Annotated in this window: 24 protein-coding genes; 12 read left to right on the top strand and 12 right to left on the bottom strand. The window is 38.9% G+C overall.

Going from position 1 to position 25,398, the window contains the following annotated elements; genetic code table 11:
* Positions 1-5 precede the first annotated feature (5 nt).
* From folD to F0919_RS14770, 12 genes are all read left to right on the top strand, one after another.
* Complete coding sequence (folD, locus tag F0919_RS14825; protein ID WP_150033545.1) at positions 6-878, top strand: bifunctional methylenetetrahydrofolate dehydrogenase/methenyltetrahydrofolate cyclohydrolase FolD; 873 nt, start codon at positions 6-8, stop codon at positions 876-878.
* A gap of 245 nt (positions 879-1,123) precedes the next feature.
* On the top strand, positions 1,124-1,747 hold the full coding sequence (locus tag F0919_RS14820) for a 7-carboxy-7-deazaguanine synthase QueE (RefSeq protein WP_235903515.1): 624 nt from the start codon (positions 1,124-1,126) through the stop codon (positions 1,745-1,747).
* 551 nt (positions 1,748-2,298) lie between these two features.
* Complete coding sequence (locus F0919_RS14815; protein WP_150033544.1) at positions 2,299-3,096, top strand: undecaprenyl-diphosphate phosphatase; 798 nt, start codon at positions 2,299-2,301, stop codon at positions 3,094-3,096.
* A gap of 137 nt (positions 3,097-3,233) precedes the next feature.
* Positions 3,234-4,577: a sigma-54-dependent transcriptional regulator gene (locus tag F0919_RS14810; RefSeq protein WP_150033543.1), complete on the top strand. Its 1,344-nt coding sequence runs from the start codon at positions 3,234-3,236 to the stop codon at positions 4,575-4,577.
* Positions 4,578-4,737: 160 nt separating this feature from the next.
* Positions 4,738-5,022: a DUF7674 family protein gene (locus F0919_RS14805; RefSeq protein ID WP_150033542.1), complete on the top strand. Its 285-nt coding sequence runs from the start codon at positions 4,738-4,740 to the stop codon at positions 5,020-5,022.
* A gap of 83 nt (positions 5,023-5,105) precedes the next feature.
* Positions 5,106-5,183: a potassium-transporting ATPase subunit F gene (locus F0919_RS18855; RefSeq protein WP_150033592.1), complete on the top strand. Its 78-nt coding sequence runs from the start codon at positions 5,106-5,108 to the stop codon at positions 5,181-5,183.
* A gap of 7 nt (positions 5,184-5,190) precedes the next feature.
* Positions 5,191-6,891 carry a potassium-transporting ATPase subunit KdpA gene (kdpA, locus tag F0919_RS14795; RefSeq protein WP_150033541.1) on the top strand — a complete coding sequence of 567 codons (1,701 nt, stop codon included), beginning with the start codon at positions 5,191-5,193 and terminating at the stop codon, positions 6,889-6,891.
* Between the two features lie 18 nt (positions 6,892-6,909).
* Positions 6,910-9,009 carry a potassium-transporting ATPase subunit KdpB gene (gene kdpB, locus F0919_RS14790; RefSeq protein WP_150033540.1) on the top strand — a complete coding sequence of 700 codons (2,100 nt, stop codon included), beginning with the start codon at positions 6,910-6,912 and terminating at the stop codon, positions 9,007-9,009.
* Between the two features lie 12 nt (positions 9,010-9,021).
* Entirely contained in the window at positions 9,022-9,588 is a 567-nt protein-coding gene (locus F0919_RS14785) for a K(+)-transporting ATPase subunit C (protein ID WP_150033539.1), read from the top strand.
* Between the two features lie 6 nt (positions 9,589-9,594).
* Positions 9,595-10,956, top strand: coding sequence for a porin (locus tag F0919_RS14780; protein ID WP_150033538.1), 1,362 nt, complete (start codon positions 9,595-9,597; stop codon positions 10,954-10,956).
* A gap of 240 nt (positions 10,957-11,196) precedes the next feature.
* Positions 11,197-12,321 carry a universal stress protein gene (locus tag F0919_RS14775; protein WP_150033537.1) on the top strand — a complete coding sequence of 375 codons (1,125 nt, stop codon included), beginning with the start codon at positions 11,197-11,199 and terminating at the stop codon, positions 12,319-12,321.
* On the top strand, positions 12,322-14,052 hold the full coding sequence (locus tag F0919_RS14770; RefSeq protein WP_150033536.1) for an ATP-binding protein: 1,731 nt from the start codon (positions 12,322-12,324) through the stop codon (positions 14,050-14,052).
* A gap of 12 nt (positions 14,053-14,064) precedes the next feature.
* Here the strand turns inward: F0919_RS14770 and lpxB are convergent, their stop codons facing one another.
* The 12 genes from lpxB to wecB form a co-directional block, all read right to left on the bottom strand.
* Positions 14,065-15,156 carry a lipid-A-disaccharide synthase gene (gene lpxB / locus F0919_RS14765; protein ID WP_150033535.1) on the bottom strand — a complete coding sequence of 364 codons (1,092 nt, stop codon included), beginning with the start codon at positions 15,154-15,156 and terminating at the stop codon, positions 14,065-14,067.
* A gap of 16 nt (positions 15,157-15,172) precedes the next feature.
* The gene (locus F0919_RS14760; RefSeq protein WP_150033534.1) at positions 15,173-15,952 is read right to left on the bottom strand and encodes an AglZ/HisF2 family acetamidino modification protein; all 780 of its coding nucleotides are present in this window, start codon (positions 15,950-15,952) and stop codon (positions 15,173-15,175) included.
* Positions 15,952-16,572: an imidazole glycerol phosphate synthase subunit HisH gene (gene hisH / locus F0919_RS14755; protein ID WP_150033533.1), complete on the bottom strand. Its 621-nt coding sequence runs from the start codon at positions 16,570-16,572 to the stop codon at positions 15,952-15,954. Before hisH ends, F0919_RS14760 begins: the two co-directional genes overlap by 1 nt.
* Positions 16,569-17,708, bottom strand: coding sequence for an N-acetyl sugar amidotransferase (locus F0919_RS14750; protein ID WP_150033532.1), 1,140 nt, complete (start codon positions 17,706-17,708; stop codon positions 16,569-16,571). The genes hisH and F0919_RS14750 overlap by 4 nt, the downstream gene beginning before the upstream one ends.
* Positions 17,709-17,781: 73 nt before the next feature.
* Positions 17,782-18,948 carry a glycosyltransferase family 4 protein gene (locus F0919_RS14745; RefSeq protein ID WP_150033531.1) on the bottom strand — a complete coding sequence of 389 codons (1,167 nt, stop codon included), beginning with the start codon at positions 18,946-18,948 and terminating at the stop codon, positions 17,782-17,784.
* A gap of 172 nt (positions 18,949-19,120) precedes the next feature.
* Positions 19,121-19,945, bottom strand: coding sequence for a formyltransferase family protein (locus F0919_RS14740; RefSeq protein WP_150033530.1), 825 nt, complete (start codon positions 19,943-19,945; stop codon positions 19,121-19,123).
* Position 19,946: 1 nt separating this feature from the next.
* Positions 19,947-20,513, bottom strand: a complete 567-nt coding sequence (locus F0919_RS14735; protein ID WP_190277402.1) for a sugar transferase — start codon at positions 20,511-20,513, stop codon at positions 19,947-19,949.
* A gap of 4 nt (positions 20,514-20,517) precedes the next feature.
* On the bottom strand, positions 20,518-21,204 hold the full coding sequence (locus F0919_RS14730; protein WP_150033529.1) for a PIG-L deacetylase family protein: 687 nt from the start codon (positions 21,202-21,204) through the stop codon (positions 20,518-20,520).
* A 47-nt stretch (positions 21,205-21,251) separates the two neighbouring features.
* Complete coding sequence (locus tag F0919_RS14725) at positions 21,252-22,160, bottom strand: NAD-dependent epimerase/dehydratase family protein (protein WP_150033528.1); 909 nt, start codon at positions 22,158-22,160, stop codon at positions 21,252-21,254.
* 30 nt (positions 22,161-22,190) lie between these two features.
* Complete coding sequence (locus F0919_RS14720) at positions 22,191-23,399, bottom strand: glycosyltransferase family 4 protein (protein ID WP_150033527.1); 1,209 nt, start codon at positions 23,397-23,399, stop codon at positions 22,191-22,193.
* On the bottom strand, positions 23,396-24,256 hold the full coding sequence (locus tag F0919_RS14715; protein WP_150033526.1) for a dTDP-4-dehydrorhamnose reductase family protein: 861 nt from the start codon (positions 24,254-24,256) through the stop codon (positions 23,396-23,398). Before F0919_RS14715 ends, F0919_RS14720 begins: the two co-directional genes overlap by 4 nt.
* 6 nt (positions 24,257-24,262) lie before the next feature.
* Positions 24,263-25,390, bottom strand: a complete 1,128-nt coding sequence (wecB, locus tag F0919_RS14710; protein WP_150033525.1) for a non-hydrolyzing UDP-N-acetylglucosamine 2-epimerase — start codon at positions 25,388-25,390, stop codon at positions 24,263-24,265.
* Positions 25,391-25,398: the final 8 nt, after the last annotated feature.

Here is a 25,398-nt window from a genome sequence, read left to right as displayed (position 1 = left end):
GCGCCATGCAATTATTAGACGGTAAATTGGTATCTGAATCGATACTGGCGGAAATAGCTGAGGAAGTTTCTGCAAGGAAAAAGGCTGGAAAGAAAACGCCGCACCTGGCAGCAATATTAGTGGGTGGCGACCCTGCAAGTCAGACTTATGTGGCTTCTAAAGTAAAAACCTGTGAACAGATTGGTTTTGCATCTACTTTGGTTCGTCTGGAGGCAGATACTTCGGAAGATGAGTTGTTAAACCAAATCCGTTTCTTCAATACAAATGATGACATAGATGGCATATTGGTTCAATTGCCTTTGCCTAAGCATATTTCAGAGGAGAAGGTGATTAACACCATCAATCCTGAAAAGGATGTGGATGGTTTTCATCCTATCAGCCTTGGCAGGATGGTGTTGGGTCAGCCGACTTTTATTTCGGCAACGCCAAATGGTATTATGATGATGCTGGCGCATTATAATATTGATACTGCAGGAAAGAATTGTGTTGTGATTGGCCGCAGTAATATTGTCGGAACGCCGATGAGTATTTTATTGAGCAGGAATACGAATCCGGGTAATTGCACAGTGACATTAGCGCATTCCAAAACAAAGAATTTAAAAGAGCTTTGCCTGCAGGCGGATATTATTGTGGCAGCAATCGGCCGTCCTAATTATGTTACAGCTGATATGGTAAAAGAGGGCGCTATCATAGTGGATGTCGGCATTAACAGAATTGACGATGCAAGCAAGAAAAGCGGTTTCCGTTTGGTGGGTGATGTTGACTTTGCAAATGTTGCGGAAAAATGTTCTTATATCACTCCTGTTCCGGGTGGTGTTGGCAAAATGACTATTTGTGCGTTGATGAAGAATACTTTGCTGGCGGTGAAGGATAGGTGATTTAGTGGTTAGTGGATAGTGGTTAGTGGTTAGTGAATGGTGAATAGACAATTGGGAGTAGGCAATTGAGAGTTGTGAATAGAGGAATGGTGAATAGACAATTGGGAGTAGGCAATTGAGAGTTGTGAATAGGGGAATGGTGAATAGACAATTGGGAATAGAGGATAGTGAATGGTGAATAGGCAATTGGGAATCAGGATATGGAGAATGGGTGATATGAAAAGAACTTTGAGAAAAAATAAATAATGTCGGTAATACAAGAATATACAGATGTGCAATATCCGGTAATGGAGCACTTTTACACTTTACAGGGTGAGGGGTTCTATTCGGGTCAGGCTGCCTATTTCATAAGATTAGGCGGTTGTGACGTGGGTTGTGTCTGGTGTGATGTGAAGGAAAGCTGGGATGCGGATGCGCATCCTAAAATGAGTGTGGAGACGATGAAGGAACTGGTCGAGCTTCATCCCGGCAAAATTGTTGTGGTGACGGGTGGCGAACCTTCTATGCATGATTTGGTGCCAATTACGAATGTATTACATGCTGCAGGCATGCGTACGCATATAGAAACTTCCGCTTCGAGTCCATTAACCGGGAATTGGGACTGGGTAACGCTTTCACCTAAAAAATTCAAAGCGCCGCTGCCTGAGAATATGCATCTGGCTAATGAGTTGAAAATTATTGTGTTTAATAAATCGGATTTTGCCTGGGCCGAAGAATTTGCGGCACAGGTGAAGCCGGAATGTAAGTTATATTTACAACCGGAGTGGGATAAACGCGATGCTATGACGCCTTTGATTATTGATTATATCCAACAACATCCGAAATGGCAGCTTTCGTTGCAAACGCATAAGTATATTAATATTCCATAGTGCTAATTTCTTAATACAGGTGTCCCACACTTTAAAAGTGTGGGACACCTGTATGTGTGCAATCTGAAAATTATCTGTGTGCACTTAAAAACTATCTCCGTGCATCAAGGAACTACCTGCGTGCATTCAGAAGATAACAGCGTGCACTTACGAACTATCTCCGTGCACCTTGGAGTTAACAGCGTGCACTTACGAACTATCTCCGTGCACCTTGGAGATAACAGCGTGCACTCACGAATTATCTCCGTGCACTTAAAAACTATCTCCGTGCATCAAGGAACTATCTGAGTGCACTTAAGAACTATCTGCGTGCACTCACGAACTATCTCCGTGCACTTAAGAATTATCTGCGTGCATCAAGGAATTATCTGCGTGCATTCAGGAGATAACAGCGTGCATCTACAAAATGTTAAATGCATCATGTCATATTGCTTGTTTTACCTATGTGATAACAGGGTGGCTGCTGTTTAAATAATATAACGTTGCTTCTTTTGTAAGAAATACCTCTTTTCTTTTTATTATTGCACATTCATTTACAGCAAACCATTCCAATGACATTTATTCAAGCCATTATCCTTGCCATTATTGAAGGCATCACTGAATTTCTGCCTGTTTCTTCTACCGGCCATATGATTATCGGCAGCTCTATCATGGGTATTCAGCAAGATGAGTTTGTGAAACTTTTTACTGTTGCTATCCAATTTGGCGCGATACTTTCAGTGCTTGTATTGTATTTTAAAAGGTTTTTTAAGACGATAGATTTCTATCTGAAGTTGATTGTTGCATTTATTCCTGCTGCCGTTTTCGGAGTTTTGTTCAGCGATAAGATTGATGAATTACTGGAAAGTCCGATGACGGTTGCTATTTCGTTGGTTGCGGGTGGTATTGTGTTGTTATTTATCGATAAGGTTTTCAATAAAAACACGGAGGATAATGCCGATAATATCAAATATCCGACGGCATTTATTATTGGTTTGTTTCAATGCATGGCTATGATTCCTGGTGTGAGCCGTTCTGCTGCAACTATTATAGGCGGTATGTCTCAAAAGCTTACGAGAAAAGCTGCTGCTGAATTTTCTTTCTTTCTTGCGGTACCTACTATGTTTGCGGCAACAGCAAAGAAGATGTACGATTTCTATAAAGACCACGGGGCTTCTTTCAGCGGAGAGCAGATAAAGTTGTTGGCTGTGGGTAATGTTGTTGCGTTTATTGTTGCTTTGATTGCCATTAAATCTTTCATTACATTTCTTACCAAATACGGTTTTAAAGTTTTTGGTATTTACAGAATCATTGTAGGTCTTATAATCATTGCTTTATTGATGAGCGGACATCCGTTGTCTATTCTGTAAGGTTGTTTAAATATATTTTGAAGGGCGGAGCTGTAATGCTTCGCCTTTTTATTTGAAGCATAAATTGTTTTAAAAACACAACAGCATCACAATCCTGTTACAATGCCTAATTTTGCTGCAACAAATAATATCGGATTTTGAAAAAGGTTTTAATTATTGATGATGAAGAAAAACTAAGAACCTTGTTGGCTCGTATTATAAGCCTTGAAGGATTTGAGGTAGTACAGGCGGGTGATTGCAAGACGGCATTGAAGAAACTGGAACAAAATGATATTCACATTGTATTGTGTGATGTAAAATTGCCGGATGGCAATGGTATTGATATTGTAAAGAAAATAAAAGACCGGTTTCCTTATATCGAAATCATATTGCTGACTGCTTACGGCAATATTCCGGATAGTGTGCAGGCTATTAAGAACGGGGCTTTTGATTATATTACGAAAGGGGATGACAATAATAAAATCATTCCATTATTATATCGCGCTTTCGAGAAAGTAGCTTTATCCAAAAGGGTAGAGCAACTGGAAAGCCAGCTGTCAAAGAAATATTCGTTTGAAAATGTCATAGGAAAATCAAAAGCAATTTTGCAATCTATTGACCTTGCAAAGAAAGTAGCAGCAACAGATACAACGGTTTTATTAACGGGTGAAACGGGCACAGGCAAGGAAGTTTTTGCACAGGCAATTCATCAGGAAAGTAACCGAAATAAACAACATTTTGTGGCCATCAATTGTGCGGCGTTCAGTAAGGATTTACTGGAGGCCGAAATGTTCGGCCATAAAGCAGGCTCATTTACAGGGGCTACCAAAGACCAGAAAGGGCTTTTTGAAGAAGCCAATCATGGTACTATTTTTTTAGATGAAATAGGCGAAATGGCATTGGAACTGCAGGCCAAATTACTGCGTGTAATTGAAACGGGGTCTTTCATTAAGGTGGGAGAAACAAAGCCTACGAATATTGATGTAAGAATTATTGCGGCCACGAATCGTGACCTCCAAAAAGAGGTGCAGCAAGGTACATTCAGGGAGGATTTGTTTTACAGGATTTCGGTTTTCCAGATTCAGTTGCCGCCTTTGCGGGAGCGGGTTTCTGATATTAAGCTTTTAGCAGATTTCTTTCTCCGGACTTTTTCGGCTAAAACCAATAAACGTATTTCAAAAATAAACGAGGAAAGTATTGAAGCGCTTCAGCAACATAACTGGAATGGCAATATCAGGGAATTGAAAAACATTATTGAACGAAGTGTAATACTTGCTACCGGCACTGAAATTACATTAGATAACCTTCCTTTCGAATTTCAGAATAAGGTTCCCATAAAAGGGGACAAACAACTTTCTGCTTTCGATATGGCAAGTGTTGAAAAACTGCATATTCAAAAGGTGCTGAATTATACCAACGGAAATAAAACAAAGACTGCGGAGCTTTTAGGTATTGCACTTACGACGCTTTACCGCAAAATTGATGATTACAATATAGGTTAACCTTAGCGAAACGATAGTATAAACCCTTTCAAAATGAAAGGGTTTTTTGTTGCTGCAGGAATAATAAAAGTAAAGATGTAATTGACATACAGTTGATTACAGCGTATTGTATTAAGATGGCATGATTATTGAGTTTCATTGTGTATAAATGTAACCAACAATGAAAACTCAGGGAAAAAGAAATGTCTATCTGAAAATGCAATCATTTGCAACTACTACCAAGAACTTACTGATGCAGGGAAATGTAGAGCGTGCAAATACATGTCTTCAGATTGTAGACCGCTTATTTGCAAAAGGAAATAACGAATTAAAGAATGCTATTTCAAATGTATATCTGTATTCGCTTACATCGTTCCTGGAAATGTATCGTTACGATATCAAAAGCCTTCTTCCGCTGCGTCTTCAGGGAGAATATTATAAACAAATCAACACTTCGAGTTTATGATAACGATATTGCTCACTCTACTGGGGCTGCTGTTTTTCGCGCTCTTCTTTAAATCTGTTAACTGGTTTGAAAACATATAATTCATGACAATCTTATTTATTGTAGCCATTGTGGTGTTTGCCTATATGTGCTATGTGTTGCTTAAACCGGAAAAATTTTAAAGATATTATGAACACAGAAATACCGGGTGTTATACTTACCTATGCTTTGGTTATCATATTTGCTATTCCATTAGGAAGATATATTGGCAAGGTATTCAAATACGAAGCTACATGGGCTGACAAAATATTTAATCCGATTGATAATCTTTTCTTCAAACTAAGCGGCATTGACCCGTCAAGGGAAATGCGCTGGAAGCAGCATCTGGCTGCACTTTTAAGTATCAATGCAGTCTGGTATATCATTTCGATGCTGGTGCTTACGAATATGGGGAGATTGCCGTTGAACCCCGACCATAATCCTTCCATGTCTGCGGACCTGGCATTTAATACGACAATCAGTTTTATTACCAATACGAATCTGCAGCATTATTCGGGCGAGACGGGTATTTCTTATTTAGGCCAGATGATGCTGATGCTTTGGCAGTTTATAAGCGCCGGAACGGGCATGGCTATTTGTGCAGTGGTATTTAAAGCTATGAGAGAAAAAACGCAACCTGCTCTGGGTAATTTCTATTCTTATTTTGTAAGAAGCTGCACGAGGGTTTTATTGCCTTTAGCATTGGTTGTTGCAACGCTGTTGGCATTTAATGGTGTGCCAATGACATTTGAAGGAAAAGAAACGGTTACAACATTGGAAGGAATATCTCAAAAGATAAGCAGAGGGCCTGTTGCGGCTTTTGTAGCTATCAAACAGCTTGGCACAAACGGCGGTGGCTTTTATGGCGTAAACTCAGCGCATCCTTTGGAAAACCCGAACTACTTTACCAATCTTGTTGAAACGATTTCCATCATCTTAATACCTATGGCAATGGTATTTGCAATGGGTTATGTATTGAAAAGAAAGAAACTGGCGCGTATCATCTTCGGGGTAATGACTATCGGGTTCTTAGCTTTATTAATTCCGACTGTATACAATGAGACGCAGGGCAATGTTGCACTTACTCATTTGGGTATTACACAAAGCATGGGGAGCATGGAAGGTAAAGAGGTCAGGTTTGGCTCTGCCGCATCTGCCAACTGGGCTATCTATACAACCTGCACCAGTAACGGTTCTGTGAATGCGATGCACGATAGCCTTACGCCGCTTTCGGGCATGACTACTTTATTGGGAATGATGGCTAACTGCTTCTTTGGGGGTATCGGTGTAGGTTTCCTGAACTTTTATATTTTCATTATTCTGGGTGTGTTTATCAGCGGGCTGATGGTGGGAAGAACGCCGGAATTTCTTGGAAAAAAGATTGAGGCTAAGGAAATGAAAATAGCTATGATTATAGCCTTGCTTCATCCGTTACTGATATTGGCAGGCACAGCTATCTCCTGTTTTCTGTATTCAAAAAATCCAACATTATATGCAAGCTGGTTAAATAATCCGGGTCATCATGGCTTTAGCGAAATGCTTTATGAATTTACTTCCTCAAGCGCTAATAATGGCAGTGGTTTTGAGGGTTTGGGAGATAATACTCCGTTCTGGAATATTGCCTGCGGCGTTGTTATGATTATGGCAAGGTATTTACCTATCATAGGCCCGGTAGCGATTGCAGGGATTCTTGCAAATAAAAAATACATACCGGAAACGAACGGTACTTTAAAAACAGATACTTCTACATTCGGCCTTATGGTGTTTGCCGTAATTGTAATTGTAGCTGCACTCTCTTTCTTTCCTGCATTGACTTTAGGGCCTATTGCAGAATATTTTACCATGCATTAAAACTATGATTTCATCAAAATGAAAACTCAAAATACATCGCTGTTTCAGAAAGAAATGATGAAGGATGCTTTCAGGCAATCTTTCCTGAAACTGAATCCCAAAAAAATGTTCCGTAATCCGGTCATGTTCACGGTAGAGATTGGAACGCTCATTATGCTGTTGGTAAGTATCTGGACATTGGCAGGTGAAAAAACGCAAGGTAGTTTCGTGTATAATTTCACGGTATTCATTGTATTATTTCTCACACTTTTATTTGCAAATTTTGCTGAAGGTCTGGCGGAGGCAAGGGGTAAAGCACAGGCTGACAATTTACGTAAAACGCGTGAGGAAACGCCGGCAAGATTAATAGCGGGCAAATCTTTCAACGCATCGGAAGCCACACAGGATAGTACTTTCCTTAAAGAGCCTTATATGGAAATACCTTCTTCGAAACTTCAAAAAGGCGATGTGTTTATTTGCATAGAAGGTGATGTTATTCCTTCTGACGGCGAAATTACAGAAGGACTGGCCACTATTGATGAAAGTGCCATAACAGGTGAAAGCGCGCCTGTCATACGCGAATCGGGCGGTGATAAAAGTTCGGTTACGGGTGGTACAAAGGTATTGTCTGACAAGATTAAGGTAAAGGTTACGACAGAGCCGGGTGAAAGTTTCTTAGATAAGATGATTGCATTGGTAGAAGGTGCAAGCCGTCAGAAGACACCGAATGAAATTGCTTTGACAATATTGCTTGCGGGCTTTACATTGGTTTTCATCATTGTAACGGTAACCTTAAAGCCTTTTGCGGATTATGCTAACGCTCCTATTACTATTGCTGCATTTATTTCTTTATTCGTTTGCCTGATTCCGACGACCATTGGTGGTTTGCTTTCAGCTATAGGCATTGCAGGAATGGACAGGGCACTGAGGGCTAATGTTATTACGAAGAGCGGAAAAGCTGTTGAAACCGCAGGTGATATTGATGTATTGTTATTGGATAAAACGGGAACCATCACAATCGGTAATCGAAAGGCCACTCATTTTTATCCTGCCAATGGCGTGGATGAAAACCATTTTGCGATATGCGTTGTGTTAAGCTCTTTAAGCGATGAAACGCCGGAGGGCAAGTCGATTGTGGAGTTGGGACTGAAATGGGACCCGACAGGAGGCATTAATAAAATCATTTCAAGGCAGACGGAAAAGATTACACAGACTATAAAGTTTACTGCGGAAACACGTTCAAGCGGCATCGATTTATATGATGGCACGCGCATCAGAAAAGGCGCATCGGATGCTATAAAACACTTGTCCGAGATAGCAGGAAATGCGTATCCAAAAGAGACAAATGAACAGGTGAAGGCTATATCAGGCAATGGCGGAACACCGTTGGTTGTTTCAGAAAATGAAAAGGTTATTGGCGTCATCGAATTACAGGATATTATCAAACCCGGCATCCAGGAACGTTTTGAGCGTTTACGCAAAATGGGTATCAAGACTGTAATGGTAACGGGTGACAATCCTTTAACTGCGAAATTTATTGCTGAAAAAGCGGGCGTGGATGATTTTATTGCGGAAGCAAAGCCGGAAGATAAAATGAATTACATCCGGAAAGAGCAAAGTGAGGGAAGGTTGGTAGCTATGATGGGCGACGGTACGAATGATGCGCCTGCATTGGCACAGGCAGATGTCGGCGTGGCTATGAACAGCGGAACGCAGGCTGCAAAAGAGGCGGGCAATATGGTTGACCTTGACAATGACCCTACCAAGCTCATTGAGATAGTTGAAATCGGCAAGCAGCTTTTAATGACGAGGGGTACGTTGACAACTTTTAGTATTGCGAACGATGTTGCCAAATATTTTGCCATCATTCCTGCTTTGTTTATTGTGACGATACCATCATTACAACGTTTAAATATCATGCATTTACATACGCCGGAAAGCGCCATCCTTTCTGCTGTTATTTTCAATGCTATCATTATTCCGATGCTTATACCTCTGGCATTAAAAGGCGTGGCTTATAAACCTATAGGAGCAAGTGCGTTGCTTCGCCGCAACTTGCTGATATATGGATTGGGCGGTGTGATTGTGCCTTTTATCGGTATTAAAATAATAGACCTGTTAGTTTCCTTCTTTATTTAAAAACAAAATCAAATGAAAAAGAATCTCCTTCCTGCCATACGCTTAACGCTTGTTTGCTTGGTATTTTTTTGCGGCATTTATACAACAGCGGTCTGGGGTATTGCGCAACTTGTTCCCAATAAAGGAAAGGGTTTTACTATTAATCAAAACGACAAAAGTTATTATACTAATGTAGGGCAAAGCTTTAAAAGCGACCGCTATTTCTGGTCACGGCCATCTGCAGTTGATTATAATGCAGCCGGTTCGGGTGGCAGCAATAAAGGGCCTTCCAATGCTGATTATTTAGCGCAGGTTCAGCAGCGTATTGATACTTTTCTGGCACGTAATCCGGGTATAAGCAAACAGGATATTCCATCAGATATTGTAACTGCAAGTGGCAGCGGCCTTGACCCCAATATATCTGTGGATGCGGCTTTGGTTCAAATGAAACGTATTGCTGCGGTGCGCAGCATAGACGCAGCAACATTGAAAACACTGATTGAACAACAAACAGAAAAGCCCATGCTGGGATTATTTGGTACAAGCAAAATCAATGTATTGAATCTTAACCTGGCTCTTGATAAAATCTCTCATAAATAGACAAAAATGAAAACAGTTACGAAATCAATTTTACTACTCACAATGGGTGCAGCCATAAGCATCCCATCTTTTGCACAGCAAAAAGGAGAACCATTTGAAGGAATGGACCAGACATGGCAAAACGGGAACGACCGAAGGGATTCTTCTGTATTCCACATCCCTTATTTTACACCCAGCCTTATGGTTGATGTGAATTATACGCATTCTTTTAATAAGCCAAATGACAATACAGTTGTTGGTTCTACAGCTCTGGCAAGAAATAACGAAGTGGAATTATCTGCATTGCATTTTGGCGGTGACTTTGAATTTAAAGGCGCGAGGGCCCGCATCATGACGCAATTCGGAACACGTTCGCAAGTGGTGCCACGCAATGATTTGAGCCCTTATCGCGGACAATATAGCCTTGCCAATGTGTATAGAAACCTAAGCGAGGCCTATGTAGGTTATCATTTCAATAAATGGAACGGCATTAATATTGATGCAGGTATGTTTATGTCGTATGTTGGCCTGAATTCTTATTACCAACCGGAAAACTGGGAATACCAGGCATCTTTCACTTCAGATAATACGCCCTGGTTTTTTAATGGTGTGCGGCTTCAGATATTTCCTTCAAAATATTTAAAGATTGAAGGATGGCTTATTAATGGCTGGCAGAGTTATGGTAAATTCAACAGCATGCCGGGTTTTGGCGGTAACATTACCTGGGTACCGAAAAGCAATGTGAAGTTACTGACCAATGATTATTACGGAACAGATGCCGCAAATATTCCGCAACGCAAACGTTTCCATTCAGATAACAGTTTGCTGGTACGTTATTATAACAAACCTGAATCGAATGGTATCAGCCGCATGGCTTTCTCTTTAACGGGAGATATCGGATTTGAGAAGGGCGGTGGTGTAAATGGCTTTAGTAATGGCGATTCGAGCAAAGGTCCTGCACAGTATTTTGCAAGTGCTATGTTTTATAACCGCATCTGGTTTGCGAAGAATAAAATAGCATGGACTGTGGGCGGAGGTGTTATGACTAATCCGGGAAGATACCTGGTGTTATATCCAACAGGTCAGGCGAGTCCTTTACCTAATCCTAATAATCCTACACAAACAGAAGGTGCTTTCCCTTTCAGCGCCAATCCGGGAGACCCTTTCAAGGGATGGGACTTTTCTACTAATTTCGATTTTATGCCAAACCAAAGTATTACATTCAGGGTGGAATATGTACATCGCCATTCAAGCGTTCCGTATTTTGCGGGACCAGGTGGCGTTACTTCTCAAACAGGGTATACTACATCGGCTCTTGACCCGAACTGGAGACCGGATTTAGTAAAGTCAGAAGACAGGATTATTGCTGCTATATTGTTCAGGTTGTAAGTTATAAATTACCTCCCCTCATTCCCCTCTAAAGGAGGGGAGGACGCGAGTCAAAATATAATTTTCTTGTATCGCCTAATGAAATAATTATATGAACCAGAGCTTATAAGATTTAATATTTCCGGTTCGTAATATAAAACTGATTTTTTCCTCGCGGCGTCGCAGTGACGCTGCGAGAAAATAAAATAGAAACCGGAAAGATTTATAATCAGAAATGATACATCAATAGTATTATGAAAGATGAATGAAAAGGGTAAAACCGTACAGCATTTTCTTGATTTGATTCAAAAGTCGAGAAAAGGGAAGTTTAAAATCTATATCGGCATGAGCGCGGGTGTGGGTAAAACTTACAGCATGTTGCAGGAAGCACATGCTTTGCTTAAAAACGGGATTGATGTAAAGATTGGTTTTATTGAAACGCATCAGCGTGCCGAAACTCATGCATTGCTGACAGGATTGCCTGTGATACCCAGGAGAAAGTTGTTCTATAAAGGGAAAGAGCTGGAAGAGCTGGATTTAAATGCTGTTATCAATCTCCGGCCGGAAGTTGTTATTGTTGATGAATTGGCACATACTAATATTGAAGGCAGCAAGAACGAAAAGCGCTGGCAGGATGTGATGGACATTCTGGATGCAGGTATTAATGTAATATCGGCAGTCAATATTCAACATATTGAAAGCCTGAATGAGGAGGTAAAACAAATTACAGGGATTGAGGTAAAAGAACGCATTCCGGATAGTGTGCTGGCGCAGGCAGATGAGGTCGTAAATATTGATTTAACGGCTGATGAACTTATTGCAAGGCTTAAAGCGGGAAAGATATATAAGGCGGATAAGATTGAGAGCGCACTCAAAAATTTCTTTCAAAGTGAACATATACTTCAGTTGCGGGGACTTGCATTGAAGGAGGTTGCGACGCAGGTGGAACGTAAGGTGGAGCATGAAGTGAGCCGGCCGAAAGCCCTTCGCCATGAGCGGTTTCTGGCTTGCATCAGCAGCAATGAAAAAACGGCCAAGGTCGTTATAAGAAAGACAGCGCGGTTAGCCAATTATTACAACAGCAAATGGTATGTAATGTATGTTCAGACGCCAAAGGAAAGCGCGGAGCATATACCTTTGGATAAGCAGCGACATTTAATCAATAACCTGAAGCTGGCTACGGAGCTGGGTGCAGAGATTATTAAAATAAAAAGTAAGAGTGTGGCCAAGGCCATTATTGAACAGGCTGAGGAAAGGAATATCTCAACAATTGCCATCGGAAAACCACATTTGAATTTGTTACGCGTAATTTTGGCTACTAATATTTTCAATGAGTTGCTAAAGAAATTATCATCCAATGATATTGACCTTATAATTCTTTCTTAAATGAAAATTAAAACCAAACTTACGCTGGGTGTGGGCTTGCTGTTTGTACTCATTATATTACTGAGTGGGGTGGCTGCTATTTACATCAATGCTTTAAAATCGGATACGAATAATATTCTTATTGACAATTATAATTCTCTTGAGTTTTCGAGGAATATGATGATTGCTCTGGAGGAAAATGGAACGGATGCAAACGAAAAGTTTAATATCAGTTTAAAACAACAGGAGGCCAATATTACGGAGCCGGGCGAGGATGAAATAACAAAAAATATCAGGACGAATTTTGAATTGTTGAAACAGCATCCGGTAGACAGCCTGGTAAGAAAAAATATCAGGCAGAATATTTCCATTCTGATGGGAATGAATATGGAAGCGATTCAGGGCAAAAGTCAACAGGCAAAGAAGACGGCTACGAATGCAAGCATTTATATTGCAATAACGGGTACCTGCTGCTTCCTGATTGCGTTTGTGTTACTTTTCAATCTGCCTTCCAATATTGCTGACCCGATACGAAATCTCACTTCTGCTATCGAAGAGATTGCAAACAAAAACTATTCGAAACGGATTTACCTTGAACATCATAATGAGTATGGCGCTCTGGCTGCTTCGTTTAATACGATGGCACAGAAGCTGGAGGAATATAACAATAGCAATCTTGCAAAGCTGATGATGGAGAAGAAGCGGATTGAGACTTTGATTAATAATATGCATGACCCTGTCATTGGTCTGGATGAATCATTAAAAGTGATTTTTGCAAATGAAGAGGCATTTAAATTATCCGGTATTCCTGCAAAAGATATGATTGGCCATCAGGCGCAGAACCTTGCTATACATAATGATTTGATAAGGGAGTTGGTTCAGACGCTTACGACACCGGAGACAAATCTGAAAGAAAATAAGCAACCGCCAATTAAAATATTTTCGGATAATAAGGAAGGGTATTTTGAGCGTGAAACGGTACGCATTTCGATTGTTCCGACGGGTGAGCAATTGCCTCAGGTTATAGGTCATGTGATTATCCTGAAAAACATAACTGCTTATAAGGAGCTGGATTTTGCCAAAACAAATTTCATCGCAACTGTTTCGCATGAATTTAAAACGCCTATTGCTTCTATTAAAATGAGTTTGCAGCTTTTGGAAAATGAACAGATAGGCAAGTTAAATGCGGAGCAACAAAACCTTGTAGGCAGTATTAAGGATGATTCCAACCGCTTATTAAAAATAACGGCAGAATTGTTGAATATGACACAAGTGGAAAGCGGCAATATTCAATTATCGCTGATGCCGGCAAATGCTAAAGAAATATTGCAATTTGCCATTGATGCTAATAAAGTCCAGGCGGAGCAAAAACAGATTCAATTGAAAACCGAGGTTTCTGATTTGCTGCCGGATGTATTTGCGGACAATGAAAAAACAGCCTGGGTGCTTACTAATCTTATTTCAAATGCTATCCGGTATTCTTATGATAATTCGGAAATAACATTAAGTATTGTTTGTAAAGATGACAAGATTCAATTTGCTGTAAAAGACTCGGGGCAGGGCATTGCGCCACAATACCTCAATAAAATATTTGACCGTTATTTTAAGGTTCCGGGTACAAAAAAAGAAGGGACTGGCCTTGGGCTTGCTATCAGTAAAGAGTTTGTAGAAGCGCAGAGCGGCAATATCTCTGTTGATAGTGAGTATGGGTCGGGAAGTACTTTTGTAGTCAGTTTGAATGTTGCTAAATAATAGCAATGACTGTTACAACATAGAAACAATTTCTTCTGCTGCTCTTGCAGAAGCTTTTTCAGCGCCTAACAATTCCCACAATTTTGTATAGTCACTTTGTAGTTGTTCGATGCGTTCTTTGTTATGAATCAAATCGTATAGCTCTTTATACAACTGTTCTTCGTTTAAATCATTTTGAATAAGTTCCTTCACGGCGGGTTTATCTAAAATGAGGTTTACCAGGGAAATATATTTTACTTTAATGAGCTTCTTTGCAAGCCAGTAAGAAATGGGGTTGCCTTTATAGCATACAATTTCAGGAACGCCAAATAATGCGGTTTCTAATGTTGCCGTTCCGCTGGTAACCAATGCAGCTTTGGCTTGCATTAAGATGTTATATGTCTGGCCTTGCAATAGTTTTACATCCAAATCGCCTATCAAAGATTTATAAAATGCGGCATCTTGCCCCGGTGCCTGTGCAATGACAAATTGATATTCCGGAAAACGTTTTACCATTTTCAACATGATGGGCAACTTCAATTTCAACTCCTGACTGCGACTGCCGGGGAGTAACGCGATGATTTCTTTTTCTGAAAGAGGAATATGTGTTTTTTGTAGTTCGGCGTCAATTACTTCCACCAAAGGATGTCCGACGTAGGTAACGGGATAATTATGCTTCTGATAAAAAGGCTTTTCAAATGGAAGAATCACCAACATCTTATCAACGGATTGCCTGATTTGTTTGATGCGGTTTTCTTTCCATGCCCATATCTGAGGAGAAATATAATAAACTACTTTAATACCCTGAAGCTTTGCCCAGTCTGCAATACGCAGGTTAAAACCGGGATAATCAATTAAGATTAAAACATCAGGTTTGTATTGGAGAATATCCTGTTTGCAGAATTTTATATTGTTAAGAATGGTTCCAAGGTGTTTAATAACTTCTACGAAACCCATGAAGGCCAAATCCCTGTAATGCTTTACCAATGTAGCTCCTGCGGCTTGCATCTTATCGCCTCCCCAGCAACGTATATCAGCATTTGCATCTTTTTCATGCAATGCCTTGATAAGGTTGCTGCCATGTAAGTCGCCGCTGGCTTCGCCGGCAATGATGTAATAACGCATAAACGATTTAATATTTTCAGGCCTCTAAAGGCGAAAGATAATTAATTTCGTTCTTCTCTTCGGAAGTCGGATAATTGATTAACACAGCTTTATAGTTGCCTTTGAAGACAAAGATACTGCCTGCGGCAACACCAATGGAGCCATATCGCTTTACAACTTCTTCTATGTCTGCAAGGGAGCCGGCACCACCTAAGAAGGTAACCGGAACATGCGTTGCTTTAAATATTTTATCGGTCAGTTGGTAATCGTATCCTTTCATCATCCCATCTTTATCTATGGAGTTGATAACAATTTCGCCTACACCTAATTCTTCAAATTTCTTTACCCATGTTTCGGGACTTATTTTGGTGTTTATTGTTCCGTTATGAATCCATACGTCATAGCCACCGAAAATTTTCTTTTTAACATCGAGCGTTACTACTACACTTTGGCTACCCACTTTTTCCACTATATCGGGAATAAGTTCAGGTTTGCGTATAGCAACAGAACTGAGTGAAATTTTTTCAACGCCTAAACTGAAAATTCTTTGTGCCTGCTCTACTGTCTGAATACCTCCGCCGTAACAAAGCGGCATCCTGCATTCTGACGCCATCTTGTCGATCATTTTATAATCCGGTTCCTTATTTTGTTTGCTGGCATCAATATCCAGAACCATTAATTCATCTACCTGCTTTTCGTTAAAAATGCGGACAGCATTTATGGGGTCACCCAGATATCTTGATGATTTAAATTGTTGCGTTTTAATAAGGCCTTTATCCCTAATCAGCAGGCATGGTATAATTCTGGGTCTGAGCATTACTGTTCTGCAAAGTTTTTTAATAATTGTATTCCGTTTTGGTGGCTTTTTTCAGGATGAAATTGCACACCGAAAATATTATCCGTATTTACGGCACAGGTAAATGTCCGATGATCAAAAACTGTTTCTCCGATAGCGTCTTCTTTATTTTCGCAATCAAAATAATAAGAATGCAAGAAATAGAAACCTGTTTTTTCATTTATTCCCGGCCATAGTAAATTTTCAGCGGTAGGTGTTACATCATTCCATCCCATGTGTGGTAAACGAAAATTTTCATTTGAATCAGAAGTTGCTGTAAATTTTCTGACTTCGGCATCTATCCATCCTAATCCGGGGAGCAGGCCTTCTTCACTTGATTTGGCGAATAATTGCATGCCTACGCACACTCCGAGTACCGGCATTTTTTTTCCGAGAACAAGTTCATCTAAAGTTTGGCGCATACCGGACTTTTCCAAAGACAAAATTGCATGATCGAAAGCGCCTACACCCGGCAATATCAGCCTGCTGGCATTATTCAAATCGGTTGCTTTACCGGCAATCAGAAAGGGAATATTTAATTGCTGATAAACATTGGCAAATGCCTTGATGTTTCCCAGGCCATAGTCAACAATCGCAATCATCTGAAAACTCTTTTTTCGATACCTAAAAATTGCATTGCTTTTGTTCCGAATCTGATAATATTCCTTTTGTTTTTGTAGTCAGTGCACTTTTTGTTTTCACCGTTAAAAATGGTTCTTAATTCTTCGACAGTGAAATCCAGTTTATGTGCAACATATTCAAACTCCTGTTCCAGAAAAACAGCGTCGAGTTCCGGTTTAGCAACTTTGGCCAATGCTTCTTCTCTTGTCATCTGACCAGTAAGAATAAGACTTGAAAAGTGCGCTCTTCGCCTGTCTGCCCCAAATTTTTGAGGTAGCCAATAGCTTTCCAAAAAACGGGTAAAACGTGATTCATGATGTTTGTGCTGGAATCGCTGCCATCCAAACCGTTGCTCTAATTCCCGTTCAACATCTGCTTTTATATAGGGAAAATAGTCCAATGGCTTTACTACCTGCATCCCCAAAAGGTATTTATAATAAATCTTGTAAGACAATATATCAACCATTGGAAGTGTCTTCAGGGGCCGTTCTCCAAACCGGCGGTGAATATCATTTATAAGCATTTTATCAATACCAACATACGCCCCCCATGCTTCGGGCTCTCTTACGCATTCCGTTGAAATGTTGCTGCCTGTAAGAACATGTTTTACTTTATGCTTTTTAGAGAATTGATACAGGGCAGAAAAAAATACAATATCCTGAACATCCTGATCCGGAACCTGGGCTTTCAGGAAAGAACGATGAAGCGATTTCATTTCTTCCCAATTGATAACCTCGGTATGCAAATCCAGATTTAGCTTATCTACCAGACGTTCTATATTTTCAACGGCATGATGTGTGTTCCATCCGGCATCTACATGAAACAACAATGGTCTTAATCCAAGTTTTTCTTTTGCAATATAGGCTGCATAAGAACTGTCCATCCCGCCACTTACACCTATAATACAATCAAAGCTTTTCCCCTTCCCTGCTTTTTTAATTTCCTCAGCTATTCTTAGTATTTCTACAGAGCCATTTATATCAGTCTTCCAATTGGGTAAAATGTTTTTATAAAAATTATGATAGTAATCCGATATTCCTTCTTCATCAAATTTAATATCTGAATCTGAGGTATCCATAATTGTTTTGGTGCAAATTTGGTAAGTTCTGTTTTCCATCTTTCAATCATCACTTATTTAATAACCACAATAGGCTTTGTGCAATTTTAATAGTAAGTTGATTTATATACTTTTATAATATCGTTTTATACAGTTCAACATTCTCCTGAATAATATTTGCTATTGGAAGTTGCTTTATAAAAGCTGTTTTCCTGATTAGCCTCTCTTCAATACGTTGTTCAATATTTGTCTTCGAAAATTGTTCAATGACACGAACGAATGCTGAACGATCATTTAAATCAATATCCCAACCGAAGCTTTTTGCAGGCAAATTTATCCAGGGAGTTCCGTTACTGATTAATACCGGCAATCCGTTTACCAATGCTTCTGCTATAACATGCCCGAAATTCTCGGCGAATGTTGGCAAAAAGAACAAGTCATATTTTTGCATTGTTTCATCTACTTCTTCCGGCCTTACCATTCCACAATATTCTATGCTGATGTTTCCAGGTACTGATTTCATCAGCACTTTACATTCTTCCCAATAAACGGTATCTTCAATTGGTCCGTAAATATGAAAACAAACATTCACATTGACCATTTGAAGTATTTCAATGGCATATTTCAGATTTTTTTCTCTTGAAATCCTTGATAAGAAAAGTATTTTCAACTGCTTATTCTGAGGATAATAATTACCAAAAAGAATATCTGTATCTATAGGCTTTGGTAAATCCTGCGCCACCTTTATACGCAAAAGGGGAATGTTCAATGCTTTTGAAATATCGTTTGCTTCCTGCTGATCTGATGCATGATAAATAATTTGCTTATCCAAATTAAAAAAGCGAAAAAACAGGATATATACTTGCTTTTTATGCCATTTAAATTTTAGCTGTGTATTATTTAGTTCTCCTCTTGGTGCAAGAATTACAGGTTTCTTTTTAAATAATCGCAACCAATGGTAAGATATTATTTTTATGGTGAAAACAGGATCAAAAAAACTATTCAAATGTATAATGTCAAATTCTGTATTTCGGATGAGTTTTTTAATTTTCTCTCCTAATTTTATATTCCCTTTCAGGTAATATACTTCGGCATTCCCAACTTGCAACCAGGTTTCGGATGTAATTGCATCATAGGCCTTTTTATCTCCTAAATCCCGATCTAACGTTACAATCTTAAAATGATAATATTTATAAAGATGATCAACAGTATTAACTATCGTTCTCAAAATTCCACCTGCTTTGTAGCCCGGAAGATAAGATGCTGTAAAAATGAGAATAACAGGCTTAGTTACGGTCATCAAATTAAAATATGATGACAATATAAAAAATATCTGTTAATATAGCCCCTGATTGTGAATATAGTTTTTGCATTTTAATCAAAATATCACAGATGAAAGGCTATTAAGGTGTATGCTTAATAGAGATATATTCCAACAATCCGGATGATTGTAATTCCTATAATATGTATTTTTACTCAGATGTCCAGATAAACTCTTTTGCATACAAAGAGCCGTCTTGAAAATCCAGTTTTACTGCGTTGTCAACTGACTGCAATGAAGCACCCCAGATAATTATTTTTTTACCTTCTATCATCATAAAGGCACCAGGATAAGGATGTGTAGTAGCTCTTATTAAGCGATCTGCTTCTTCTATATTCATTGTTGAAAACAGTTCTCCATCTTCAGGTCTTCTGCCTGGCCATTCCGTCGCCTGTGACTCGTCCTGGATTTCACCTGAAATTTTATTCTCCACTAATTGAAAATACATATTTTTAATCAGCGTTTCATGTGCTTTATTTACTTTCCGGTAAAGATTTGTTGCATTTTCATCATTGCTCAAAGGAATAATTTCCTGTCCTAAAACAGGACCCGTATCAACGCCTTCATCCATTTTGAAAAATGTAACACCTGTCTTATCAAGACCTTTAATAATAGCCCACGGAATAGCAGCTCTTCCTCTTCCCTGTGGCAGCAAGGTTGGATGCGCCCCTATTGTTCCTGATTTTGGTGTTTCAATTAACGTTTTTGATGCGATTTGTGACCATCCGATTATAAATAGCCAGTCAATTTCATAATCTTTAATCGCTTTAATTGCTGTTTCATCATTAATATGCCTTGTTTTCACAACAGGTATATTGTTTTTCTCTGCAAAATCATTCACAAATATCCTGCCGGATTTATTGATTGATTTCTCATCAGGTATACTAATAATCAAGTCGAGTTTTCCTCCGATCTCATAAATAGCTTCCATGCAGCTTAAACCTATCTGCACGCAAGTAACAAATCCAAATTTCATACTAATAGGTGGGTGGTTTTTTTGTCAAATAGATTAAGGTTTTCAAAACAATACGGACATCGTTCATAAATGTTATGTTCTGAACATAACGTCCATCCCACATGGCTTTTGTATCATCGGGCATTCCGTCGAAAGCGTTTACCTGTGCCAATCCTGTCAAACCGGGTCTGCATTTGTAAACATTTTTATTTCTTCTGAGTTCAATTAATTCCGTTTGTGAATTCAGGCTTGGTCTCGGGCCTATCAAACTCATATCTCCTTTCAGTATATTAAACAGCTGTGGCAATTCATCCAGATTTGTTCTTCTGATAAATTTACCAAATGGAGTTATACTTATTTTAGAAACGTCTTTAGACTGAACATTGGGTGTGTTTACAGGCATACTCCGGAATTTGAAGACCTTAAATTCTGTTTCATTTTTCCCAACCCTGAATTGTTTAAAAATAGGATTGCCTTTATCCTGAATATAAATGATAAAAGCTATTATTAAATAAATTGGCGACAGCAACAAAATGACACAGAATGATGCTATAATATCAATGAAACGTTTTATAAATCCCTGGTACATAATCTTAATTTAGGATTTGAAAAGCGGCCTGAAATGCTTCAGCATAATTTTTACCTGATTGGCTTCCTCTTAATGCGGCAAGTCCTGATAAGGTTTCATTGCTGCGGGAATGAGGGAATGGCCTCATTACACCTTCGTAAGCATTTAATGCTTCTATCTTTTTATCAACCCCTTCTTTACCGACTTCAATAAATGTATTTGGTTGAAAAGGCAATACATTGGAAGGGAAGGCCCAGTCTGTCGAAGAAAGAATTTCCATAAAATATACCCCACTTACCGGCTTTATGTCCGAACGCCTCTGGAACAATCTGGAAGCAGCAAGGCAAGCTCTGGAAGTACACAGATGGTCATCATTAAGGTCGGAAGGATGATGCGTAAAAATATAATCCGGTTGAACTCCGGCAATAATCTTTTCTATGAATTGAACCATTTCCAGATGTGGAACCGTGTTGAACTTAATATTGGGAAAATCGCCAAAGATCGGGGGTTGGGCGCCAATTATTTCCTGAGCATTATTAGCATGTTTATTTAATTCTTCCACTTCAGGCCGGTTCATACGCGCATCTACATTTCCCGAAAGAATACAGTTTATAATAGTATGCCCCTGCTTACTCAGCACATAAGCACTTGCTCCAAAACCAAGCACTTCATCGTCAGGATGGGCAGTAACTGTTAGATATATTTTTGACATGGAATTATGTTGAATCTCTTCCCTTATTTATTGCCGCTAAATTAATATTATTTGGATAAGAAGCTTTGAATTGTTTTCTTCAATCCGTCTTTTGAAGAAACCGGCAAGGCTTTTATATTCAAAGCATCTTTAATTTTCTGATTGGAAACAATATAGTTTTCCGTGAGTTTTTTTAAACGCTCTTTATTCAAAGGTAGTTTTAAAACATCTCCGACTTTTGCCACACCATTCAGCAGAGATGCAGAGATGCTCCATAATCTTGGTTTCTTATGTAGTGTTGTTGCAATTATACTCACAACTTCGTTAGTTGATAAAGCATCATCATCTGCAAGATTATATATTCCTGATGGAATATTTTCATCTTTCAGGATTGAATCAATTACATAACAAAGGTTATCGATACTCAGGAAAGATCTCCTGTTTTGAAAAGCAGCCAGCGGATAAGGAATTCCCCTGGATACAAATTTATAGAGGAGATTTAGATTGCCTTTATTCCCGGGCCCGTGAATCATGCAGGGACGAAGTATAAAAAGCCTTTTTCCTTCGGGCAATTTTTGACTTAATAAATATTTTTCCGCCTTAAGTTTTGATTGACCATAGGGTGTAACGGGACTGGGATTATCATTTTCTTTTAAAACATCTGTAACTGTATCGGCAGCAGCCTTTACACTGCTGAAATAGATAAAATCACGTGCATTGCTTTTTAAAAATATATCAAACAAAGCAATCGTGAGATCTGTATTTATTTTAAAGTATTCATCTGCATGTGAAGTATTAGAAAGATCATGTGCTTTGCCTGCAAGATGAATAATGGCGTCTGCCTGCATGTTGACATTAGCAGCCCAATCAATTTGCCTAAGGTTTAAAGGAAAAATATTGAACCCCTGGACTTGTAAGTAAGGACATAAATTTATTCCGACAAATCCATTGGAACCTGTAACGATGAGGTTAGTCATGGCAAAAAATATTTTTAATGGATGCAATATTTATTTCTTCAAAATCTCCACAAGCCTGTCAAGTAACAACTCTCTTTCAAAATTTTCATTAAAGAATTGTCTTCCTTCTTTTCCCATCTTTGCACGCGTTTCAGGATCAGTATTGAAAAGTTCAAGAATTTTCGCTGCTAATTTTTCAGGATGGCCGGCCGGAGCAACGACTCCCGCGTTTGCGGTTTCAATTACTTTTGCTCCCTCTCCGTTTAAAGATCCTATAATTGCTTTTCCACATGCCAGATAAGATTGAACTTTTGACGGAATGGTCAGATCGAAAATTCTGTCATCTCCGAGTGTAACGAGAAGTGCATCTGCGCAAGCAAAGAACGCTGGCATAGTCTGTGAAGAGAAACTACCTAAAAGATGGAAGTTATTCTGAAGGTTGTATTTACTCACTTGCTCTTCTACAAATTTTTTCTTTCGCCCATCACCTAAAATCACGAAATGAATTTTCTTTTCTTTTTCGATTACTAATCTTGCGGCTTCAACAGTTGTTTCAAAATCCTGGCATTCTCCTATATTGCCTGCAAACAAAACAATAAAGCCATCTTTCGGTAACAGATTTTTAATTTCATCGGAAGGCATTACCGGCTTATAATAAGATTCTGTGGAATTAGGATAATAAACCAATTTTTCTAAAGGAACACCTTGATTAGTAATATACTCAGTGAAGGCTTCTGATTGGATTAAGACCTTTTTGCTATGTTTATATATCCATTTCGTAATTGCATTTGCGGTATTAAGTATCAGTTTATTATTTATTTGCCCTGCCGCTGAAATGCTTTCAGGCCATAAGTCCTGTACCCAAAAATATACAGGTACTTTCAGTTTTTTCCCTAAAGCAATAGCAGGAATACCAACAGTAATAGGAGACGGCTCATAAACCAATATCGCATCAAAGTCTCCCTTCTGGAAAAAGGCTTTAACAGATGCAAAAAAAGCGAACGATAAATAATTGGCCATTAAACGCAATCCGCCGCCTTTGCCTCTTGGCAACAGATTACTTCTGTAAATTTTTATACCTTCCCAATATTCATCGGCTTTCTTCCAGAATGAATATCCTTCGTAAAATGCTCCTTTCGGATAATTTGGCTTACCGGTAAAGATTGTTACTTCATGCCCTCTTTCTTTAAGTCCAAGTGCCAGGTCATTTATCTTAAAGCTTTCCGGCCAAAAATATTGAGAGACAATTAATATTTTCATTTGTAATTCCTATAGGTTTCCTGATGTTGTTGCATCCATTTATTCATTTCCAAAACCATCGTTTCGTAATCAGGCACTTTAAAGTCAAAATCGTTTCTCGTGCTTACTAAACTTTTATCTACTTTATAGTTTGCGTCCGGGCTTATTTCAAGTTTACCGCCTCTGAACTGATTGTTGAATAAACTTATTAAGTCAAATTTTGAGATTTTCTGATTGTTGGTAAGCTGAAACAAGCCTTTCAGATTTTGTTGAATTGCCTGATCGATTGCCTGCGCCAAAACTATAGTTGTAACGCCTGACCAATAAGCATGGACATATCCTTTTATTGGCTTTTCTTGTTGCATAAACCAATGAAATAAACCAATTCCATCTGATTTTAATTCGGGTCCTACAATAGAAGTTCTTATAGTCAGATCTTTATCATTATCCACTTCTCCCAATGCTTTGGATTGGGCGTAATATCCGATTCCGTCTTTAAATGAGGATTCCGTATATCCGCCATTTCCTTTCCCTGAAAAAACACAATCTGTACTGATATGAATTAGTTTAAATCGCAGTTCTGCTCCCCACTTTTCTAACAGATGAGGGAAATAACTGTTGTACCAAATGGCTTTATAAGGATTGTCTTCTGCATCTTTATTAAGAATGCCAATACAGTTTATAACATAATCGAATTGATGCTTTTTTATAACATCTTCCAATTCTTTTTCCCTGCTTACATCCAGGCTAATTTCATTAGCCGACTCATTGATATTTCTTGCAATACCCCACACTTCATATCTTCCGGTTGTTTCAAGATATGTTTTTACAACATGTCCTGCCATTCCTTTTGCACCGATTACTAAAACCTTTTCCATAGAAAACTAATTAGCCTTGTCCCAAATTACCTTATTTATAATAGGCGTATAACTTTGAATCACTTTTATAACTCTCTCTGAAGTATTTTCTACGGTATATTCCCATGGCAGTTTTGTATCCTTGTTTATGGAAAGCCCTTTTGTAATCTCTATTGCATTTAAAATCTGATCCTTTGAAATACCGCCTAAAACAATAGTACCTGCGTCAACCGCTTCAGGTCGTTCTGTACTGGTCCGGATACTTACCGCCGGAAAGTTCATCATAGCAGATTCTTCACTTATAGTACCGCTGTCAGACAAAACAACATAAGCATTCTGCTGCAGGTGTACATAATCGAAAAATCCAAGAGGAGCGATATTTGTAATTAATGGATGAAAGGTAGTTCCGTTCGCTTCAATCCGTTTTTGAGTGCGCGGATGTGTAGAGAAAATGATAGGAAGCTGGTATTGTTCTGCAACAGCATTCAAACTTTCAACTAAAATTTCGAAATGATTCTTCAGGTCAATATTTTCTTCGCGATGTGCGCTTACTACAAAATATTTTTCCTTTTCAAGTTTTAACTTGCTTAGCACATCGCTGCCGTTAATCTTAGATTGGTATTTTGAAAGCACTTCCCTAAGTGGTGAGCCGGTAACAAATACATGGTCTTTTCTAAATCCTTCACTTAGCAAATAACGCCTGCTGTGTTCTGTATATGTCAGATTAATATCACTGATATGATCTGAAATTTTCCTGTTAATTTCTTCCGGAACATTCTGATCAAAACATCTGTTTCCTGCTTCCATGTGGAAAATCGGAATTTTCAATCTTTTCGCTGCAATAGTACATAACACACTGTTGGTATCACCTAAAACCAGCAAAGCATCCGGCATTTCTGCTGCTAATATTTCGTATGATTTGGCAATAACGTTCCCAATAGTTTGCCCCAGGTTTTCACCTGCAACATTTAAGAAATAATCAGGTTTGCGCAGCTGTAAATCTTCGAAAAAAATTTCATTAAGCGTATAATCATAGTTCTGGCCGGTATGAATCAAAACATGATCAAAGTATTGGTCACACTTCTTAATACATTCCGCCAACCGGATTATTTCAGGGCGGGTACCGACTACGGTAGCAACTTTTAATTTTGTCATTACTAAAT

Origin of the sequence: Taibaiella lutea, from assembly GCF_008629695.1 — a bacterium.
GTDB classification, from domain to species: domain Bacteria; phylum Bacteroidota; class Bacteroidia; order Chitinophagales; family Chitinophagaceae; genus Taibaiella; species Taibaiella lutea.
This window is presented reverse-complemented; position numbering and strand designations above follow the sequence as displayed.

Coding starts and splice junctions, on each gene's coding strand:
- F0919_RS14745 (WP_150033531.1), bottom strand. CDS start 18,948: ATGACCGTAACTAAGCCTGTTATTCTCATTTTTACAGCATCTTATCTT.
- F0919_RS14735 (WP_190277402.1), bottom strand. CDS start 20,513: ATGTACCAGGGATTTATAAAACGTTTCATTGATATTATAGCATCATTC.
- F0919_RS14805 (WP_150033542.1), top strand. CDS start 4,738: ATGAAAACTCAGGGAAAAAGAAATGTCTATCTGAAAATGCAATCATTT.
- F0919_RS14725 (WP_150033528.1), bottom strand. CDS start 22,160: ATGACTAACCTCATCGTTACAGGTTCCAATGGATTTGTCGGAATAAAT.
- F0919_RS18855 (WP_150033592.1), top strand. CDS start 5,106: ATGACAATCTTATTTATTGTAGCCATTGTGGTGTTTGCCTATATGTGC.
- F0919_RS14770 (WP_150033536.1), top strand. CDS start 12,322: ATGAAAATTAAAACCAAACTTACGCTGGGTGTGGGCTTGCTGTTTGTA.
- kdpA (WP_150033541.1), top strand. CDS start 5,191: ATGAACACAGAAATACCGGGTGTTATACTTACCTATGCTTTGGTTATC.
- F0919_RS14750 (WP_150033532.1), bottom strand. CDS start 17,708: ATGGAAAACAGAACTTACCAAATTTGCACCAAAACAATTATGGATACC.
- F0919_RS14720 (WP_150033527.1), bottom strand. CDS start 23,399: ATGAAAATATTAATTGTCTCTCAATATTTTTGGCCGGAAAGCTTTAAG.
- F0919_RS14815 (WP_150033544.1), top strand. CDS start 2,299: ATGACATTTATTCAAGCCATTATCCTTGCCATTATTGAAGGCATCACT.
- folD (WP_150033545.1), top strand. CDS start 6: ATGCAATTATTAGACGGTAAATTGGTATCTGAATCGATACTGGCGGAA.
- F0919_RS14760 (WP_150033534.1), bottom strand. CDS start 15,952: ATGCTCAGACCCAGAATTATACCATGCCTGCTGATTAGGGATAAAGGC.
- wecB (WP_150033525.1), bottom strand. CDS start 25,390: ATGACAAAATTAAAAGTTGCTACCGTAGTCGGTACCCGCCCTGAAATA.
- F0919_RS14740 (WP_150033530.1), bottom strand. CDS start 19,945: ATGAAATTTGGATTTGTTACTTGCGTGCAGATAGGTTTAAGCTGCATG.
- lpxB (WP_150033535.1), bottom strand. CDS start 15,156: ATGCGTTATTACATCATTGCCGGCGAAGCCAGCGGCGACTTACATGGC.
- hisH (WP_150033533.1), bottom strand. CDS start 16,572: ATGATTGCGATTGTTGACTATGGCCTGGGAAACATCAAGGCATTTGCC.
- F0919_RS14785 (WP_150033539.1), top strand. CDS start 9,022: ATGAAAAAGAATCTCCTTCCTGCCATACGCTTAACGCTTGTTTGCTTG.
- F0919_RS14715 (WP_150033526.1), bottom strand. CDS start 24,256: ATGGAAAAGGTTTTAGTAATCGGTGCAAAAGGAATGGCAGGACATGTT.
- kdpB (WP_150033540.1), top strand. CDS start 6,910: ATGAAAACTCAAAATACATCGCTGTTTCAGAAAGAAATGATGAAGGAT.
- F0919_RS14775 (WP_150033537.1), top strand. CDS start 11,197: ATGAATGAAAAGGGTAAAACCGTACAGCATTTTCTTGATTTGATTCAA.
- F0919_RS14780 (WP_150033538.1), top strand. CDS start 9,595: ATGAAAACAGTTACGAAATCAATTTTACTACTCACAATGGGTGCAGCC.
- F0919_RS14730 (WP_150033529.1), bottom strand. CDS start 21,204: ATGTCAAAAATATATCTAACAGTTACTGCCCATCCTGACGATGAAGTG.
- F0919_RS14820 (WP_235903515.1), top strand. CDS start 1,124: ATGTCGGTAATACAAGAATATACAGATGTGCAATATCCGGTAATGGAG.